The organism is Aeromonas sp. L_1B5_3, from assembly GCF_963866575.1.
GTDB lineage: Bacteria > Pseudomonadota > Gammaproteobacteria > Enterobacterales > Aeromonadaceae > Aeromonas > Aeromonas jandaei.
On record NZ_CAWMDN010000095.1, the window covers coordinates 233308 to 249808 of the forward strand.

10 protein-coding genes are annotated in these 16501 nt (G+C 62.1%); 5 read left to right on the forward strand and 5 right to left on the reverse strand.

Annotation, left to right across the window (positions count from 1 at the left end):
• Positions 1 to 42: 42 nt before the first annotated feature.
• Both gloB and AACR93_RS06715 read left to right on the forward strand, forming a co-directional pair.
• A complete protein-coding gene (gene gloB / locus AACR93_RS06710) occupies positions 43 to 807 on the forward strand; it encodes a hydroxyacylglutathione hydrolase (protein ID WP_043849546.1) in 765 nt (254 codons plus the stop codon).
• 70 nt (positions 808 to 877) lie between these two features.
• Positions 878 to 2428 (forward strand): LysM peptidoglycan-binding domain-containing protein, encoded by a 1551-nt coding sequence (locus AACR93_RS06715; protein WP_043849547.1) that lies wholly within the window; start codon positions 878 to 880, stop codon positions 2426 to 2428.
• 374 nt (positions 2429 to 2802) lie between these two features.
• Here the strand turns inward: AACR93_RS06715 and astE are convergent, their stop codons facing one another.
• Entirely contained in the window at positions 2803 to 3828 is a 1026-nt protein-coding gene (astE, locus tag AACR93_RS06720; protein ID WP_043849548.1) for a succinylglutamate desuccinylase, read from the reverse strand.
• A gap of 272 nt (positions 3829 to 4100) precedes the next feature.
• The gene (locus tag AACR93_RS06725) at positions 4101 to 4310 is read right to left on the reverse strand and encodes a DUF1127 domain-containing protein (protein WP_005337823.1); all 210 of its coding nucleotides are present in this window, start codon (positions 4308 to 4310) and stop codon (positions 4101 to 4103) included.
• A gap of 526 nt (positions 4311 to 4836) precedes the next feature.
• On the opposite strand from AACR93_RS06725, the gene AACR93_RS06730 reads away from it, so the two are divergent.
• Entirely contained in the window at positions 4837 to 5730 is an 894-nt protein-coding gene (locus tag AACR93_RS06730; RefSeq protein ID WP_043849549.1) for a DNA replication terminus site-binding protein, read from the forward strand.
• Between the two features lie 110 nt (positions 5731 to 5840).
• Here AACR93_RS06730 and AACR93_RS06735 read toward each other — a convergent pair whose 3' ends face one another.
• From AACR93_RS06735 to AACR93_RS06745, 3 genes are all read right to left on the reverse strand, one after another.
• Positions 5841 to 9677: a DEAD/DEAH box helicase gene (locus AACR93_RS06735; RefSeq protein ID WP_043849550.1), complete on the reverse strand. Its 3837-nt coding sequence runs from the start codon at positions 9675 to 9677 to the stop codon at positions 5841 to 5843.
• Positions 9678 to 10111: 434 nt separating this feature from the next.
• Complete coding sequence (locus AACR93_RS06740; RefSeq protein WP_082044034.1) at positions 10112 to 11197, reverse strand: ATP-binding protein; 1086 nt, start codon at positions 11195 to 11197, stop codon at positions 10112 to 10114.
• Complete coding sequence (locus tag AACR93_RS06745) at positions 11194 to 11922, reverse strand: response regulator (RefSeq protein ID WP_043849551.1); 729 nt, start codon at positions 11920 to 11922, stop codon at positions 11194 to 11196. The genes AACR93_RS06740 and AACR93_RS06745 overlap by 4 nt, the downstream gene beginning before the upstream one ends.
• A 156-nt stretch (positions 11923 to 12078) precedes the next feature.
• Between AACR93_RS06745 and AACR93_RS06750 the strand changes: the two genes are divergently transcribed.
• Both AACR93_RS06750 and AACR93_RS06755 read left to right on the forward strand, forming a co-directional pair.
• Positions 12079 to 13236: an efflux RND transporter periplasmic adaptor subunit gene (locus tag AACR93_RS06750; RefSeq protein ID WP_043849552.1), complete on the forward strand. Its 1158-nt coding sequence runs from the start codon at positions 12079 to 12081 to the stop codon at positions 13234 to 13236.
• 15 nt (positions 13237 to 13251) lie between these two features.
• The gene (locus tag AACR93_RS06755; RefSeq protein ID WP_043849553.1) at positions 13252 to 16386 is read left to right on the forward strand and encodes a multidrug efflux RND transporter permease subunit; all 3135 of its coding nucleotides are present in this window, start codon (positions 13252 to 13254) and stop codon (positions 16384 to 16386) included.
• The last annotated feature ends 115 nt before the right edge of the window (positions 16387 to 16501 follow it).

A 16501-nucleotide genomic window follows, 5' to 3' on the forward strand; every position in this document is an offset into this window, starting at 1 on the left:
ATCCTGTTATATAAGATACCCTCCCTAAAGAGAAGCAGACTCATGTATCCAGTGATCACAGTTCCTGCCTTTAATGACAACTACATCTGGTTGATTAGACACGAAAATCACTGTCTGGTTGTCGACCCGGGCGAAGCGGCCCCCGTGCTGGAGCGGCTCTCGGCGCTGGGGCTGGTGCTCGATGCCATCCTCCTGACCCACCATCATCACGACCATGTGGGCGGGGTTGGCGAACTGCTCGAACAGTTCCCCCATGCCCGGCTCTATGGCCCCAAACTTGACCCCATGCCGGCCCACCATGGCCAGTGGCTGGAAGATGGCGATCAGATCAACTGGCACGGTCTTGCCCTCGAGGTGATTCATGTGCCCGGCCATACCCGCGGCCATATCGCCTACCACGGCAACGGCATGCTCTTTTGCGGTGACACCCTCTTCTCGGCCGGTTGTGGTCGCCTCTTTGAAGGGACGCCGGAGCAGATGTATCACTCGCTGCAACGGCTCGCCGCCCTGCCCGATGACACCCTCATCTATTGTGCCCACGAATACACTCTGTCAAACCTGCGCTTCGCCTATGCGGTCGAGCCGGACAACCCGGCGATCCGTGATCAGATCGGGCTGATCAGCAAACTGCGGCAACAGGGGCTGCCAAGCCTGCCCAGCCGACTGGGGGATGAGCGCAGGTTTAATGTTTTTCTGCGCTGCGAGCTCGATTCAGTGAAATTTTCTGCTGAAAAGCAGGGGCTAAAATGCGTGGAAAATCCGGTAGATACCTTCACGATCCTGCGCCAATGGAAGGATGTTTTTTGAACAAACCTTGATCAGGGGGGGATTGCCCCTTATGATGCGAGCTGTTTTTCTTAAAAATGACCGGAACGAGATGAAGGTACGAACGGCCTTATTGGCAGCGCTGTTGCTCAGCGGCTGCCAAAACCTGAGCCATCAGGATGACCGGGCGCTAACGGCAATCGAGCCGATCAAGTCCCCCCAGGTCAACAAAAAAGCGCATAAAAAACACTCTTCACGATTTCTGTTTGGCGATGAACAGCTGGACGAAATGGAAGATACGGACAATCTGTGGGTGCGTATCAGCGATGATATGCAACTGGAAACTCCGGACAATGCGCGCATCCGCCAACAACGTGAGTGGCTGTTGCGCAATGATAAGCATCTGGCGACCATTGCCAGCCGGGCTGAACCCTACCTCTATCTGATGGTAGAGGAGATTGAACGGCGTGAGCTGCCAATGGAGCTTATTACTGTCCCGATGATCGAGAGCATGTTTGATCCTCATGCCCGATCCCGCAGCAATGCCGTCGGTTTGTGGCAGTTTGTGCCCGCCACCGGCAAGAACTTCGGTCTGCGCCACGACAACTGGTATGACGGACGGCGCGATGTGCTGGCCTCCACCAATGCGGCGCTCGACTATCTGGAATACCTGAACCGCTTCTTTGATGGTGACTGGCTGCAAACGCTGGCCGCCTACAATGCCGGTGAAGGACGGGTTCGCAACGCCATCCAGCGTAACCAGCGTGCCGGCAAGCCGACCGACTATTGGTCGCTCGACCTGCCGCGCGAAACCCAGATGTATGTGCCCAAGATCCTGGCCATGGCTGACATGATCAGCAATGCCGACAAGTACAACGTCCAGCTGCCGGTGCTCGCCAACGAGCCGAAGCTGCGGGTGGTGGAAACCGGCAGCCAGATCGATCTGAACGTGGCGGCCCAGCTCGCCGGTGTGCGCACCTCGCAGCTCAAGGAGGTCAATCCTGCCCTGAGCCGTGGCGTGATGTCACCGCGCGGCCCCTACCGCCTGCTGGTACCGGTTGAATATGCCGATACCCTGGAGCTGGCACTGGCCGATCTGCCCAAGAGCGAGCGTATCCGTACCCGCTCCTATCAGGTCACCAGTGGCGACACCCTGTCACGCATCGCCCAGAATCACGGCGTCAGCGTGAGCGAGCTGAAACTGGCCAACAATCTGCGTGGCAACAGCCTGCGTCGCGGTCAGCGTCTGGTCATTCCGACCAGCGGCCATGCCGTCAGCAGCAAGGCAAGTGCAGCCCCGCAGCAGCTGGCCAGCCGTGGCAGCAGCCAGAAAAGCAAGGTGAGCTACAAGGTGCGGGCAGGTGACAACCTGTGGAGCATCAGCCAGGCGCACGGCGTCTCCCACGAGGAGCTCGCCAAGTGGAACGGCCTGAACGCCAAGTCGGCCCTGAAGCCGGGCATGCAGCTGGTGGTCTACCCCAAGGGTGGCAAGCAGAGCGGCAAGTCGATGGTCTATCAGGTTCGCCGTGGTGACTCCATCTCCTCCATCGCCGCACGCTTCCAGGTCGCCATCAACGATGTGATGCGCTGGAATCAGCTCGACAAAGGGGATTACCTGAAGCCGGGCCAGGAGATCACCCTGTTTGTGAAGAACAACAGCTGATCCCCCGCCAACGCCATTAAAAAACGGAGCCAGTCGATGACTGGCTCCGTTTTTTTATCCCCTTCACTCGCCATGACACAGTTCGCGCTCTTCATCCCGATAGGGCCGGACAGCGCTGAATCGCTGCTACACCATATCCATCAGATCGGCCAACCCCTTGAGCGGCCTTGCAGGCACTCTCTGTGGCCTTCGCGGAGAGCTTGCTGGTCACTATAAGCTGGATTTATGGTATTTCCCAAAATGCCCCAACTTTTGCTTATACCGCACCGCTCATCCCGTGGCATGACCAAATCGGCCGAAAGAGGGCGGAAAACCCCATTCGCCCGATTGTCTGCATACGACTCACTCCCGCCTCCAAGGGGCTATTGGACGGCTTATTCCCAGAGCCGGGTCGGCACTACCAGCAACACGGTACGCTGGCCAATCGCCACGTTGGCATTGGGGAAGACCACCGCCTCGCGGGGCTGCTCGACGGTGTAGCGCAGCTCGCCATCCTCGGCCAGCACGAACCCTTGCGGGAATTCGGTGAAGTTGTCGACATCGCTGGCGAACAGGAAACGAAATTGCTCCGATTTTTTGGTGATCACCCGATCGATGGCAAACAGGGTGAAATCATCCGCCCGCCACGGCTCCAGCGCCACCTCGTCCTGGGTCACCAGCTCCTGCAGCGCCTGGCGGGTTTCGATAAAGCGGGTCATGTCGTTCTCGCCAAAGGGACGCACCTTGCCCAGCTCCACCGTGAAGGCGTGGGCGCCGTGCTGGCGCGAGCTGTAGTAGCTGAAGGTGGTGGTCGGGCTGGCAGAAAGCAGAATGGTGCGCACCCCGCAGGCGCCGAGGAACTGCACCTGCTCGCGGCAGTGGGGCCGCTCGTGGGGGAAGGGGTAGACGGCAAACTTCTCGTGGCGCGAGCCGCGAATGGCGGTGTGCAGGTCGTAGTGGTAGCGGGGGCGGGCCGGATCGGCAAAGAAGCGGCTCACGTACTGCTCGAGACGCATGGCGCGGATCCGCTCCCGGTTGCAGAGCCCCTCCCCCTTGCTGTGGGCGCCGGAGAAGAGGCGGTTCATGTTCTCCTCCACCTCCCGCAGCCCGAGGTTCATCGCCGCCGGATTGCCAAACAGGAACAGCACCCGATGGCGGGCACTCAGCTCTCCCGAGAGCAGACGGCTCAGCAGCTGGTTGCAGATCTCGATGGGAGCGGTCTCGTTGCCGTGGATGCCGCAGGAGAGGACGATATCCTTGCGCCCTCCTGGCTGGCCGCCCGCCCCACTGGCAGGCTCCAGACAGATGACACCGGTATCCCAGACGCTGACTCGCGTGCCATCCGGCAGCGCAAAATCAAAGGGATCGAGCTGCCACTCATGGCTGCGGGTCATGGCCAAAAAATCGTGCTGGGGAATCATCCGTCTCACCCTCTTGCGCTGGAATACTATGGCCGGATTATACGCAAGGCGTTGCGGCTTAAAACCGATTTTTAAACAAATTCAAACATTAACGATACAAATCGCGGCAAGGTAAAACGGCAGCAATGGGCGGAGCAACAGAGGGATATAAAAGAGGGGAAGAGAGAGCAATAACGGGGCAAACAACAGCAGGGTTGACGGGGTGACCTGATGTCACCCGGCCGTCAGCATACAAGTATCAGCAGATAAACGAGGCATCCATGCCCGGCTGATCAACCACGCCAGAACGGCTTGGTGGTCTCTTGATAACGATCTGCTTCGTTCAGGCCGATGTCTTTGAGCAGGTACTCGGGCAGCTCGGAGAGCTGGCGACGGCTGCGGCTGCGCTCCAGCCAAGTCAGAACGGTCATTTTAACGCGAGCAACCAGATTCAATTGGCTGGAATGCTGGTAACCGGTTTCGGTATAAGTCATGTTGGCCATGATGTGGCTCCTCTGAATATTTGTTTACGCACTGGGCTTCAATTTGATGCGCAAAGCTTAGTCAGGGAGTCAGACCGACTCAATTGACGAATTTTGATACGTTACATTAGTAAATCTAATGTCTAAAAACAGCAGGATTTAATTTTAACGCTTTGATTTTAAACAACTAATTATTTTTACGGTTGGCCAGCAGAGTCGCACAGCATATTGTGCTGCATGGCACCCATCTATATATGCATTTTACTGCTTTACATATGCAGGGACGAGCAAGGTGTGAACAGCTGGCAACAGCGGAGTTACACGAAGTTGTTAATTTAATGATCTTGCGGCGATCTTTATTTAACACCCTGAAACATAAATAAAACCAGCACCACATCCCCATTCAGAGGCGCACATTGCCCCTCCCCAAAGTGCCTCTTGGCACTCCAGCCGCATACTGGTATGTTTATTTATACAGTAGTTTTGCTACCCGCAGCAGATGTCATACCTGATGTCGTCAACAGCGGGTCAGACCACAGGATCATCGATGGATACCTTTACCCCTACCGCCGCCCTGCGTCAACAGATGGAGGCCATTGAAGCCTCTCTGGATCAGCTGGCCACCCTGCTCGGCCAGCTCGAACTGCAGGAGGCCCATGTCTATCCCCTCCCCCCGGTCGCGCAAGGCGAAGAGCACGACCCCATCAGCCAGATTGAGGTGGGTTACCTGAGCGGCGACGAGGCACTGGCCACCACCCTGTCGGCCTATCGGGACCACAGCGCCCGCCCCGGCTGCTCCACCAAGGCCACCCGTCGTCTGCCGGGCTGGCTGCGCTTTCCCGCCGCCGCCGCTCCGCTGATCCAGCCGCTGGTTGAGGAGATCAATCAGCGCAAGCTCGATTTCAAGGCGCTGGTGCAGCAGGCGGGCGGACGGGACGAGAAGTTCGAGCTGGTACATACCGCCCTGCCCGGGGTGATCACCCTGCAGGTCTACCGCAAGCTGACGTGGCTACATGGAGAGCTCCACTCCCTCGGTTTTACCTGGGCCGACAAGCAGACCATCAATCGCCTCACCCGCGAACAGGTGCTGGATATGCTGGAGCGCAGTCGCCGCTACATACCGGCTCTCTCCAACAACGAGGAGTGGAGCAAGATGGTGGATCAGGAGGTGTACGACATTCGCCGGCTACCCGCCGATGCCGAGCTGCGGATCCGCCGCCCGGTCAAGACCCACCCGATGATCAACCTGCTCTGGCAGGATCGCACCCCGCGCAAGCAGCAGATCAAGGCGAGCCTGCCGCTGCTGCTCTGCTCGGACAGCCCGCCCGCGGTCACCCATCTGGGCAACTATCCCCCCAAGAGCCGGCAGGCGCGGCGGGATCGCAAGATTGGCGGCGAGCCCATCATCGAGCGGCTGCATCTCTACCTCTATCAGGGCTAACGCGACGAGCCTGCTAATACCGGCACGCAGAAACGACAGAGGGGAGCACATCGGCAAGATGTGCTCCCCTCTTTCATATGGCATGCCCATGTCGCTGGTGATACAGCGGATCAGCTCATCAGCAGGGCCCGCAGGCTCTCCACATCCAGCCCGCGCACTTCCGACTGGCCGCTCAGCAGACCATCGGCCAGCGCCCGCTTCTCGTCGTGCAGGGCGACAATCTTCTCCTCCACCGTCTGCTCGCACACCAGCCGATAGACGGTCACCGGCTGGGTCTGGCCCATCCGGTGGGCCCGATCGCTCGCCTGATCTTCCACCGCCGGATTCCACCAGGGATCGAGGTGCAGCACGGTATCGGCCTGGGTGAGGTTGAGACCGGTGCCCCCCGCCTTGAGGCTGATGAGAAACAGCGGTACCGCCTCGTGGCGAAAACGCAGAATGGAGTCCTGCCGCGCCTTGGCCGAACAGCCGCCATCCAGATAGCAGTAGTCCCAGGACTTCTGCTCGATGCGGGCACGCAGCAGGCTCAGCAGATCGACAAACTGGCTGAACACCAGCACCCGATGACCGCCATCGATCGCCTCCTCCAGCAGCGCCATCGCCTCATCCAGCTTGCTGCTGGTCTGCGACCACTCTGGCATCACCAGCTCCGGCGAACAGCAGAGCCGGCGCAGTCGGGTTAACCCGCTCAACACGTGCATCAGGGCACGGCCATCGGCACTTTGCACCTGCTGTACCACCTCGCGCCGGGTCGCCTCGTAGAGCTGACGCTCCTCGGGGGAGAGGCTGATGTGGTGAATGATCTCGGTCTTGTCCGGCAGCTCGGTCAACACCTCCTGCTTGAGACGGCGCAGGATAAAGGGGCTGATCACCGCCCGCAGCAAGGCCATGTGCTGGGGATCCTTGACCGCCTTGCCAAAGCGGCGCTTGAACTCGCCGAGACTGCCGAGCAGCCCCGGGTTGATAAAGGTGAAGAGGCTCCACAACTCGCCCAGATGGTTCTCGATGGGGGTGCCGGAGAGGGCAAGGCGGAAATCGCCGTCGAGCTGGAACAGCAGCTTGGCACGCTGGGTACCGGCGTTTTTGATCTGCTGCGCCTCATCGAGCACCATGGAGGACCAGCGCCGCGCCTTGAGCGCCTCCGCCAGACTGCCGAGCATGCCGTAGTTGATGAGGATCACCTGCCCCGCTTTGGCATCGCGAATAATGCGCTCGCGCTCGGCGGGATTGTCAAAGATCACCACCTCCAGCTCGGGGGCGAAACGGGCGACCTCCTCCTGCCAGTTGGTGACCACCGACTTGGGCACCACCACCAGCGCCGGCCCCAGATGCTGGCGCATCCGCAGCACGATCAGGGCCTGCAGCGTCTTGCCAAGCCCCATATCATCGGCCAGACAGGCGCCAAAGCCGTGATGGGCCAGGGTCGCCATCCAGCGCACCCCCTCCTTCTGGTAATCCCGCAGCGCGGTGAGCAGCTCGGGCGGGCAGGAGACCTCCTGCTGCCACTCCTGCTGCAGGGATTGCCACGCCGCATCCCCCTCGGTGGTGATAACCGAGAGCAGACGGGTAAGCGGATAGGCCAGCTTGTGGTTGATCCGCTGCTCGTCGTCGAGCATGGCCCCCAGCATGGAGAGCCGCTCCACCAGCTTGTCACTCAGCATCAGGCTGGTCTTTTCGTCGAGCTGGACGGTGCGCTGGCCCGGGGTCAGCTGGCGCAGGATCAGGCGCAAGTCGAGGATCTGGTGTTCATCAAGGGCAAGCGCACCCTCTACCTGAAACCAGTCCTGACGCCGTTCGATGCGCAGGCTCAGGGCCGCCTCATCGAGACTCTTGAGGCGCGCACTGTCCTGATGCCAGTGAATGACCACGCCTGCATCCACCAGCTCGGGCAGGGCATTGACCAGCGCCAGTGCCTGCTCGCCTTCGAGGCGCCACTCGCTGCCGGGCAGATCGATGGGAAGCTGGTTGCGCAGCAGCTGGGCCTGCCCCTTCTCGGCGGCGAGGTCGCGCTGCCAGTAGTGGTTGCCCTTGATCCCCTGACGGATGATGGTCTCCCCCTTGCCCAGAGGCTGGGGAGGCAGCTCGTCAAAACGGGTCACCAGCTTGACTGCCAGCTGACCATCCTGCCAATCGAGTTGCACCGAAGGAATGCCCGGCCAGGGGGCCAGTTCGGCATTGCCGTGCAACCCCTCAACCTGGCTGTGCCAGGGCAGATCGGCGATCCCGTCCAGGGTGCGCTGCAACTCGCTCATCCCCTCGGTGGGCAGCAGCGGGATGGATTCGAGCGCCGGCAAGCGGTCAAGCAGCGGCTGCGGGGTGAGGATGAGCTGCCACAGATCCTGCGCCAGCGGCATGATGTGAGCGCCACGCGCGGCTGCAGCGGGGATCAGCAGAGCGCTCATCCCCTCTTCGGTCGCCACAATTTGCAGCAGCGGCGCCGTGATGGCGAGCTGCAGCTTCTGTCCCTTGGCGTTGAACAGGCGCGGATGGTCGGCGAGCGGCGCCCAGACATCCCGGGGCAAGCGCCCCATCACCCGCGGCAGGGTGCGTACCACCGCCCAGTCGTGCTCATCAAGCAGCGCCGCATACTGGGTGGAGAGCAGGGTGGGATCGACCCGGCGGCCTGCCGTCCACTCCCCCTTGGTACTGAGCTTCTGGATCTTGCACTCCAGCTCGGGGCCATCGGCATGAAGCAGCCACACCAGCCGCTCCTGCGGCTTGCGGACGCCACTGGCGCGGCCCAACCCCTGCAGCCAGTTGAGCCAGCTGGCGGAGGCAGCCCCCTTCTCCTCGCCGGACTCTTCCTCTTCCGCGTCATCATCGGCATCGCTGCTGCGCAGCTGGCCAAGCGGTGCCTCTGTGGCCGCCTCGCCCAGCAACAGACGCAGCAGATCCTGACAAAACGCCATCAACCGGTGATGAGGTTCGGCATCGAGCAGGTGGGAGAGATCCCACTTGTGCAGCATGGCCACCTGCGCGCTCTGGGCGCCGTGACGGGCCAGCGCGCAGAGATCGAGCCAGAGATAGCCCCAGTGCAGCTCCTCTACCGGCAGTTGCAGGGTATCGAACAGCCCGACCGCCTGACCGTGCCGCTCCCCGGCCCACTGGCTAAGCAAGTCGGCCAGCAGCGGAAACTGCCCGCCGAGGCTGCGCTGCCACTTCTTGCGCTGCTCGCTGGCGATAACGGGGTCAGCCTGTTGCAGCCAGCCAAGCCAGAGCAGGGCACTGAAGGCTCGGGGCCACTGCCCCTCATGACCCTCGGCCTGCCACTGGCCAAGGGCAGTGAGCAGCCGCTCACCCAGCGGGCCGCTCTCTCCTTGCGAGGCAACCGCCTGCAGGGCAGGCCACAAGAGGCTGGAGTCGGAGCTCTCGCCATCACCGCAGAGCCAGCGCCACTCCGCCTCGAATGCCCGCCCTTGCACCTGTACCTCAGGGGCACAGCGGGTCAGTGCACTCGCCAATGGCCAGCGCTCTTCATAGGGGGCATCGAGCAGCAGTTGCAGCGAGAAGTGCTCCAGCAGCAGTTGCTGCCAGGCGGGGCTGGAGCCAGCCAGCAGCTGATGGGCATCGGGGGTATCGAGCAGGGTGAGAAGCTCGCCGGGAGAGAAGAAGGCCGGGATCTCGCCCGCCTTGCCCCGGCACAGTTCGCGCACCACTCCGTGAACCAGATCCTGACCGGTCACCGAGGAGACCCGGCTCCAGTCTGGAGCGGCGCACACACCGGCCCGCACGCCCAGGATCAGCGCCAGCGTCCCCTCGGCAGTCAGGCTCCACTGCTGCTCCCCACGCAATCTGACAAGGCCGGCGTCATGGAGCCGGGTCAGGTGGCTGGCGAGCTCATGGCCCGCCTCCAGCGTCTCTTGTAACAGACGGGTACTGGCGACACGCTGCAGTTGCAAGGTACTGAGCAGGAGATAACTATCCGAAGAGAGGGTGGAGGCAGACATCAAAACTCACGGGCAGATGCAAAAGCGGAATTTTAACGGTAAAGCGCCAGCCACTCGACCCTTTACAGTGAAATAACTCAAAAAAAAACGGCCATCCGTGATGACCGTCGAAAGTAACGAAGGAAATAGCCGGATTTACCAGTTATCTCCCACAGCGGGAAAATCGGGAGCGCTAGCCCCTAATTCGTGGAGCCAATGCTAGAGGTTGGCGCTTCAAAAAGCTTTGAAGCGGATCACAGTTGAAAAGGATTTCTGAAAACGGTTTCAATTTTTGACAGCAAGAAACCATGATTTCGCACCAAATGAGCCATGCACCAACCTCCCTTGTTCCCCCTGCACAAGCGGTGGAAAGTCTGTATGGCACTAGCTTGTCGAACGCCACTGTGTAGGCAGCGGTCAGAAGCATAGCTTCGCCATAACCTGCTACCCGCTGGCTATGTTTCAGGGCAACCGGAAATGGCCGAAAGGGGCCAGGAGAGCACGAACCTGCTCCCTCCCAGTCCGGTAGGTTGGCAAACCGCAGTGCCGCCGTGCGCCTCGGCAATGGCCTTGACCACCGCCAGCCCGAGCCCGCTGCCGCCACTCTTGCGCGAGCGTGACGGCTCCCCCCGGCGAAACGCCTCGAAGATATGGGCGGCGACCTCCTCGCTGATGCCAGGCCCTTCGTCTTCCACGCTCAGGATGCACTGGGGGCCCGAACGATGCAGGCGCACGGTCAGCATGCCCGGCACCGCGTGCTTCTGGGCATTTTCCAGCAGCGCCATCAGGGCCTGACGGATGCGAAGTGCATCGCAACAGACACAAAGCTCGGCATCGAGCTCCCGCTTGAGGGTGAAACCGCTCGCGGCCAGAGGGGTGGCAAACGCCTCAAGCACCACGGCAAGCTCGTCGGCCAGCCTGATCTCCTCTCGTTGCAGCTCCAAGTGGCCGCTGTCGTTGAGACTGAGCACCCGCAAATCTTCGATCAGGTGGGTCAATCCCTCCACCTGACGCAGCAACCCTTCAAAGAGCTCACGCTCTGGCGGAAATACCCCTTCGGCCAGCCCCTGCAAACGGCCACGCAAGATGGTCACCGGGGTGCGCAACTCGTGGGCGATGGCGGCATTCCAGAACTCCCGCTCGCGGGTCATGCTCTGCAGTCGCTCGGCCATGGTGTTGAAGTCCCGCACCAGTTGCGCCGTCTCCCCGATCGCCTGTTCATCCAGCGGCACGCGCGCATCGAGTTTGCCCTCTGCCACCTCTCGCAGGCTGTTCGCCACCGAATTGAGCGGGGTCAGGATGCGCCGAGAGAGGCGCACCGCCACGTACAGCGCCATCCCCAATGCAATGAGAATGGTCGAGCCAATCCAGATCATCTCGACCCTGGAGGGCATCCAGCTCTCGGAGATGCTGCCAGGCACATAGGTCACGGCAATGGCGTAGAACACATAGGTGCCGATCACCGCGAGGGAGATGATGCCTAGCGCCATCAGCCCCAGAGAGCGGATGATCTGCCTGCGCAGGCCGGGGGCCGATGTCACGCATCGCCCCCGAAGCGATAGCCGACGCCCCAGACACTGGCGGGCACCCCCTGGATGCCGTGCGCCTCCAGCTTCTTGCGCAGCTTGCTGATGTGGCTGTCCACCGTGCGCTCCTGGGTATCCCCCTCCGGCAGGCAGTGGGTCAGCAGTTCGGCGCGGCTGAACACCCGTTTCGGTGCCCGCATCAGGGAGGCGAGCAACTTGAACTCGGTCAGGGTCAGATCCAGCACCTGCTGCCCCTCATCGCGGCAAATGCTGGCCTCGTGGCTCTCCAGATCGATCTGGAACTGGCCGACCCGCAGCACCCGGGCCGTGGTCTGTTTCGCAGCCTGGCTGCGTCTGAGCACCGCCTGTACCCGAGCCACCACTTCGGCCGGATTGAAGGGTTTGACCACATAGTCATCCGCCCCCATGCGCAGTCCCATCAGCTTGTCGAGATCTTGATCGAGGGCGGTCAGCATGATCACCGGCGTATCGCCGCGCGCCCGGATCTCGCTGAGCACCTGCCAGCCATCCAGTTGCGGCATCTGCACATCCAGCAGCAGGAGATCGGGTTTGAATGCCTGATGCATGGTCAGAGCTTCACGGCCATCGGCGGCATGCAGGGTACGCAAGCCGTGGCGTTGCAGGTAAGCGGCGAGGATGTCGGCAATCTCGGCTTCATCCTCTGCAATCAGTACCAGTGACTGGCCCGCCGGGCTGGTGGAAGCTGGAAGATACGACATGGTCGGCCTCGAAAATGGTGGGCTTGAACTGTATCACCGCCTCCATAGATTCTCCACAAAGCCTCGAATCATTCGCAATAGCCCCTCGCCATAATGCCAGCTCGATGCACTCTCCGGTCACATCACACCGGAGAGACGGTTTAATGAGGTGAGTGGATGATGTTTGTAAAACAGCGGTATGCGGGCGCCCTGCTCGCCGTCATTGCCGCATTCGGGTTGGCGGGTTGCGATGCCGCGCCACAAGAGCAGGGGGCACCAGCCCTTCCTCAGGTGTCGGTGCTGACACTGACTGGTCGGGAGCTTGTCATCAGCGAGGATCTGCCCGCCCGGGTGGCGGCACTGCGCAGCGCCGACATTCGCGCCCAGATCAGCGGCATCGTGCAGCGCCGCCTGTTCGAGCAGGGTGCAGAGATCAACGCAGGCACCGTGCTGTTTCAGATAAACCCGGCCCCCTTCAAGGCCGATGTCGACAGCGCTGCCGCCGCATTGCAACGGGCCGAGGCCATGCTGGCCCGCGCCCGCATCCAGATTGAACGTCTGCGGCCGCTGCTGCGTACCGACGCCATCAGCCGCCAAACCTATGACGACGCGGTCTCCCAGCGGGATCAGGCGGCCGCCGATGTGGCCCAGGCCAGGGCGACCCTGGCCCGGCACCAGCTGAACCTGCAATTTGCCAGCGTGGAGGCCCCCATCGCCGGACGCATCGATCAGGCGCTGGTGAGTGAAGGGGCCCTGGTGTCCCCCACCGATACCACTCCCATGGCCAGGATCCAGCAGATCGATCAGGTCTACGTCGATGTGCGTCAACCGGCCTCGGTGCTGGAATCCTTGCGCCAGCAGGCTGGCTCAAAGGCACCGGAACTGGCGGTGGAGATCCTCGGTAGCAATGGCACACCGCTGGGCATGCAGGGGCGCATCCTCTTCTCCGGCATTGAGGTCGATGCCGGAACCGGCGACGTGCTGCTGCGGGTACTGGTGGATAACCCTGAGCGGCGCCTGTTGCCCGGCCTCTATGTGCAGGCGCGCATCCCCCGTGCCCGCTATGCCAACGCCCTGACCGTGCCCCAGCAGGCGGTAGTTCGCACCTCGGGTCAGACCAGCGTGTGGGTGGTGGATGGCCAGGGGCAGGCACAGCTGGTTCCGGTCAATACCGCTGAACTGGTGAATAACCAGTACCGCATCGCGTCCGGGCTCAGTGCCGGGCAACAGGTGGTGATCGAAGGGATCGACCGTCTGACCCCGGGGGTTCAGGTCATTGCCTCCCCCTGGCAAGCACCCGCTGTCAGCCAACCGGCTGACGGTGGCATTCGCTGAATCGGAGAGTTATCCATGCCGCAGTTTTTCATTCATCGCCCGGTGTTTGCCTGGGTGATCGCCCTCTTTATCGTGCTGGCGGGGGTCATCGCCATCCCCAAGCTGCCCATCTCCCGCTACCCCTCGGTGGCGCCGGTGTCGGTGACCCTCTATGCCACCTATCCGGGCGCCACGCCGCAGACCCTGAACGATGCGGTGGTGAGCCTGATCGAACGCGAGCTGTCGGGAGTGAAGAACCTGCTCTACTTCGAGTCGTCGGTGGACGCCTCGGGCAGCGCGCAGATCACTGCCACCTTCAAGCCGGGCACCGCTCCGGAGCTGGCCCAGATGGACGTGCAAAACCGCATCAAGGCGGTCGAACCTCGCTTGCCACAAGCGGTGCGGCAAACCGGCCTGCAGGTGGAGTCCGCCTCATCCGGCTTTCTGATGATGGTCGGCATGACCTCACCGGATGGCCGCTTCGATGAGGTTGCCCTCAACGACTACATGGCACGCAATATTGTGCAGGAGCTGCGCCGCATCGACGGGGTAGGACGAGTGCAGCTGTTTGGCGCCGAGCAGGCCATGCGCATCTGGGTAGATCCGGCCAAACTCGCCGCCTACGGGCTGACCATCAGCGAGGTGGCGCAGGCCATCGAGCAGCAGAACATCCAGATTGCACCGGGACGCCTCGGTGATGAACCCGCCCTGCCGGGGCAACGCCTGACGGTACCCCTCACGGTTCAAGGGCAGCTGACGACCCCCGAGGCATTCGCCGCCATCGTGCTGCGAGCCGGTGGTGATGGAGCCAAGCTGGTGCTGGGTGATGTCGCCCGGGTCGAGCTGGGGGCGCAATCTTACGCCTTTTCCAACCGGGAGAACGGCGTGGCCGCCACCAGCGCCGCCATCCAGCTCTCCCCCGGCGCCAACGCCGTGCGTACCGCAGATGCGGTGCGCACCCGTCTCGCCCAGCTCGCCCCCACGCTGCCGGCGGGCATGGCCTATTCGATCCCGTTTGACTCGGCCCCCTTCGTCAAGGTCTCCATCGAAAAGGTGATCCACACCTTGCTGGAAGCCATGGTGCTGGTGTTTCTGGTGATGTTTCTCTTCCTGCAGAACCTGCGCTACACCCTGATCCCGGCCATCGTCGCCCCCATCGCTCTGCTTGGCACCTTCGCGGTGATGCTGCTGGCCGGTTTTTCGATCAACTCCCTCACCATGTTCGGCATGGTGCTGGCCATCGGCATCATAGTCGACGACGCCATCGTAGTAGTGGAGAATGTCGAGCGCCTGATGGCCACCCGGGGGCTGTCGCCCCGGGAGGCGACGTCGCAAGCCATGAAGGAGATCACCGGGGCGGTGATCGGCATCACCCTGGTGCTCACGGCAGTGTTTCTCCCCATGGCGTTTGGCAGCGGCTCGGTGGGGGTCATCTACCAGCAGTTCACCCTGTCGATGGCGGTGTCGATCCTGATTTCGGCCTTCCTCGCCCTGACCCTGACGCCTGCGCTCTGCGCCACCTTGCTGCGTCCGGTCAGTCCGGATCATCATGAGAAGCGCGGCTTCTTCGGTGCCTTCAACCGGGGTTTCGAACGGTTCACGGCAGGCTACGGTGCGCGGGTAACCCGGCTGGTCGGGCGCAGCGGACGGATGATGGCAACCTTTGCCGCTCTCTGCGTCGTACTGGCCATCGCCGCCGCCCAGCTGCCCTCCTCTTTCCTGCCGGACGAGGATCAGGGCTACTTCATGACCTCCATCCAGCTGCCGACCGGCGCTACCAGCGAGCGTACTCTTGAGGTGGTCAAGGCCTTCGAGGCTCACGTCGCCTCTCGCGAGGCGCTGGACACAAACCTGGTGGTGCAAGGCTTCAGCTTCTCCGGCGCTGGCCCCAATGCCGCCATGGCTTTCACCATGCTCAAAGATTGGGATCAGCGTCATGGCGCCACGGCAGCCGAAGAGGCGGATCTGGCACAAGCGGCCATGGCAAATATTCCTGAAGGCACGGTAATGAGCCTGCTGCCGCCCGCCATCGACGAACTGGGCACCGCCTCCGGCTTCACCCTGTTCCTGCAAGACAGAGCCAACCGGGGGGAAGCCGCGCTGCTGGCCGCTCAGGCCCAACTGCTGGAACTGGCCGCCAACAGCAAGGTGGTCAGTGATGTGTATCCCGACAACCTGCCTCCCGGCGAGAGCATTCACCTCGAGATCAACCGACAGAAGGCCGAAGCCATGGGACTCTCGTTCGCCAGCGTAAGCAGTACCCTGTCGGCCGCGATGGGATCGCTCTACGTCAACGACTTCCCAAACGGCGGGCACATGCAGCAGGTCATTCTGCAGGCAGACGCGTCGGCGCGCATGCAGCTCGATGACGTGCTCGGCCTGCGGGTGCGCAATGCCAGCGTCGGCATGGTGCCCCTGCGGGAGGTGGTGACACCGGAATGGCGCGAATCGCCGCAACAGATGATGCGCTTCGATGGCTTCCCTGCCGTGCGTATTGCCGGGGGGGCAGCGCCCGGCATCTCCAGCGGAGCGGCGATGGCGGAGATGGAGCGTCTGGTGGCGCAATTGCCGCTAGGCTTCGCATTGGCCTGGACGGGACAGTCGTTGCAAGAGCGCCAGTCGGCCGAGCAGGCACCCCTGCTGATGCTGTTGTCCTCGCTGGTGGTCTTCCTGGTGCTGGCGGCACTCTACGAGAGCTGGTCGATCCCGCTCTCGGTGATGCTGGTGGTGCCGCTGGGCCTGCTCGGTGCCGTCGCGGCCGTGATGCTGCGCGGCATGCCCAACGACGTCTTCTTTAAAGTAGGCATGATCACCATCATCGGTCTGTCGGCCAAGAACGCCATCCTCATCGTGGAGTTTGCGCGCCAGTTGCACGGCGAAGGGCGCTCGCTGCTTGATGCTGCTGTCACTGCTGCCCGCCTGCGCCTGCGCCCCATTCTGATGACGTCGCTAGCCTTCACCCTCGGGGTGGTGCCCTTGATGCTCGCCAGTGGCGCCAGCGCGGAGACCCAGCACGCCATCGGCACCGGCGTGTTTGGCGGCATGATCAGCGGCACCCTGCTGGCCATCTTCTTCGTGCCGGTCTTCTTCGTCTTCGTCATCGGCACCCAGGCGCGCATTCAGGCCTGGCGGGCACGGCGAGCATCCAACCGCATTCATCCGGCTCGATGACAACAGATACACAGGCGGCCGGATAGTCCCTCAGCACATCACCAAAAGAAAAAGCCCAACCTGCGAAACAGGTTGGGCTTGGTATGTGGCGGAGAGACAGCCCGCCTGAGTTACA

Excerpts from the sequence above, each read along its gene's own strand:
- gloB (WP_043849546.1), top strand. The coding sequence starts at position 43 with ATGTATCCAGTGATCACAGTTCCTGCCTTTAATGACAACTACATCTGG.
- AACR93_RS06745 (WP_043849551.1), bottom strand. The coding sequence starts at position 11,922 with ATGTCGTATCTTCCAGCTTCCACCAGCCCGGCGGGCCAGTCACTGGTA.
- AACR93_RS06725 (WP_005337823.1), bottom strand. The coding sequence starts at position 4,310 with ATGGCCAACATGACTTATACCGAAACCGGTTACCAGCATTCCAGCCAA.
- astE (WP_043849548.1), bottom strand. The coding sequence starts at position 3,828 with ATGATTCCCCAGCACGATTTTTTGGCCATGACCCGCAGCCATGAGTGG.
- AACR93_RS06735 (WP_043849550.1), bottom strand. The coding sequence starts at position 9,677 with ATGTCTGCCTCCACCCTCTCTTCGGATAGTTATCTCCTGCTCAGTACC.
- AACR93_RS06715 (WP_043849547.1), top strand. The coding sequence starts at position 878 with ATGAAGGTACGAACGGCCTTATTGGCAGCGCTGTTGCTCAGCGGCTGC.
- AACR93_RS06730 (WP_043849549.1), top strand. The coding sequence starts at position 4,837 with ATGGATACCTTTACCCCTACCGCCGCCCTGCGTCAACAGATGGAGGCC.
- AACR93_RS06755 (WP_043849553.1), top strand. The coding sequence starts at position 13,252 with ATGCCGCAGTTTTTCATTCATCGCCCGGTGTTTGCCTGGGTGATCGCC.
- AACR93_RS06750 (WP_043849552.1), top strand. The coding sequence starts at position 12,079 with ATGATGTTTGTAAAACAGCGGTATGCGGGCGCCCTGCTCGCCGTCATT.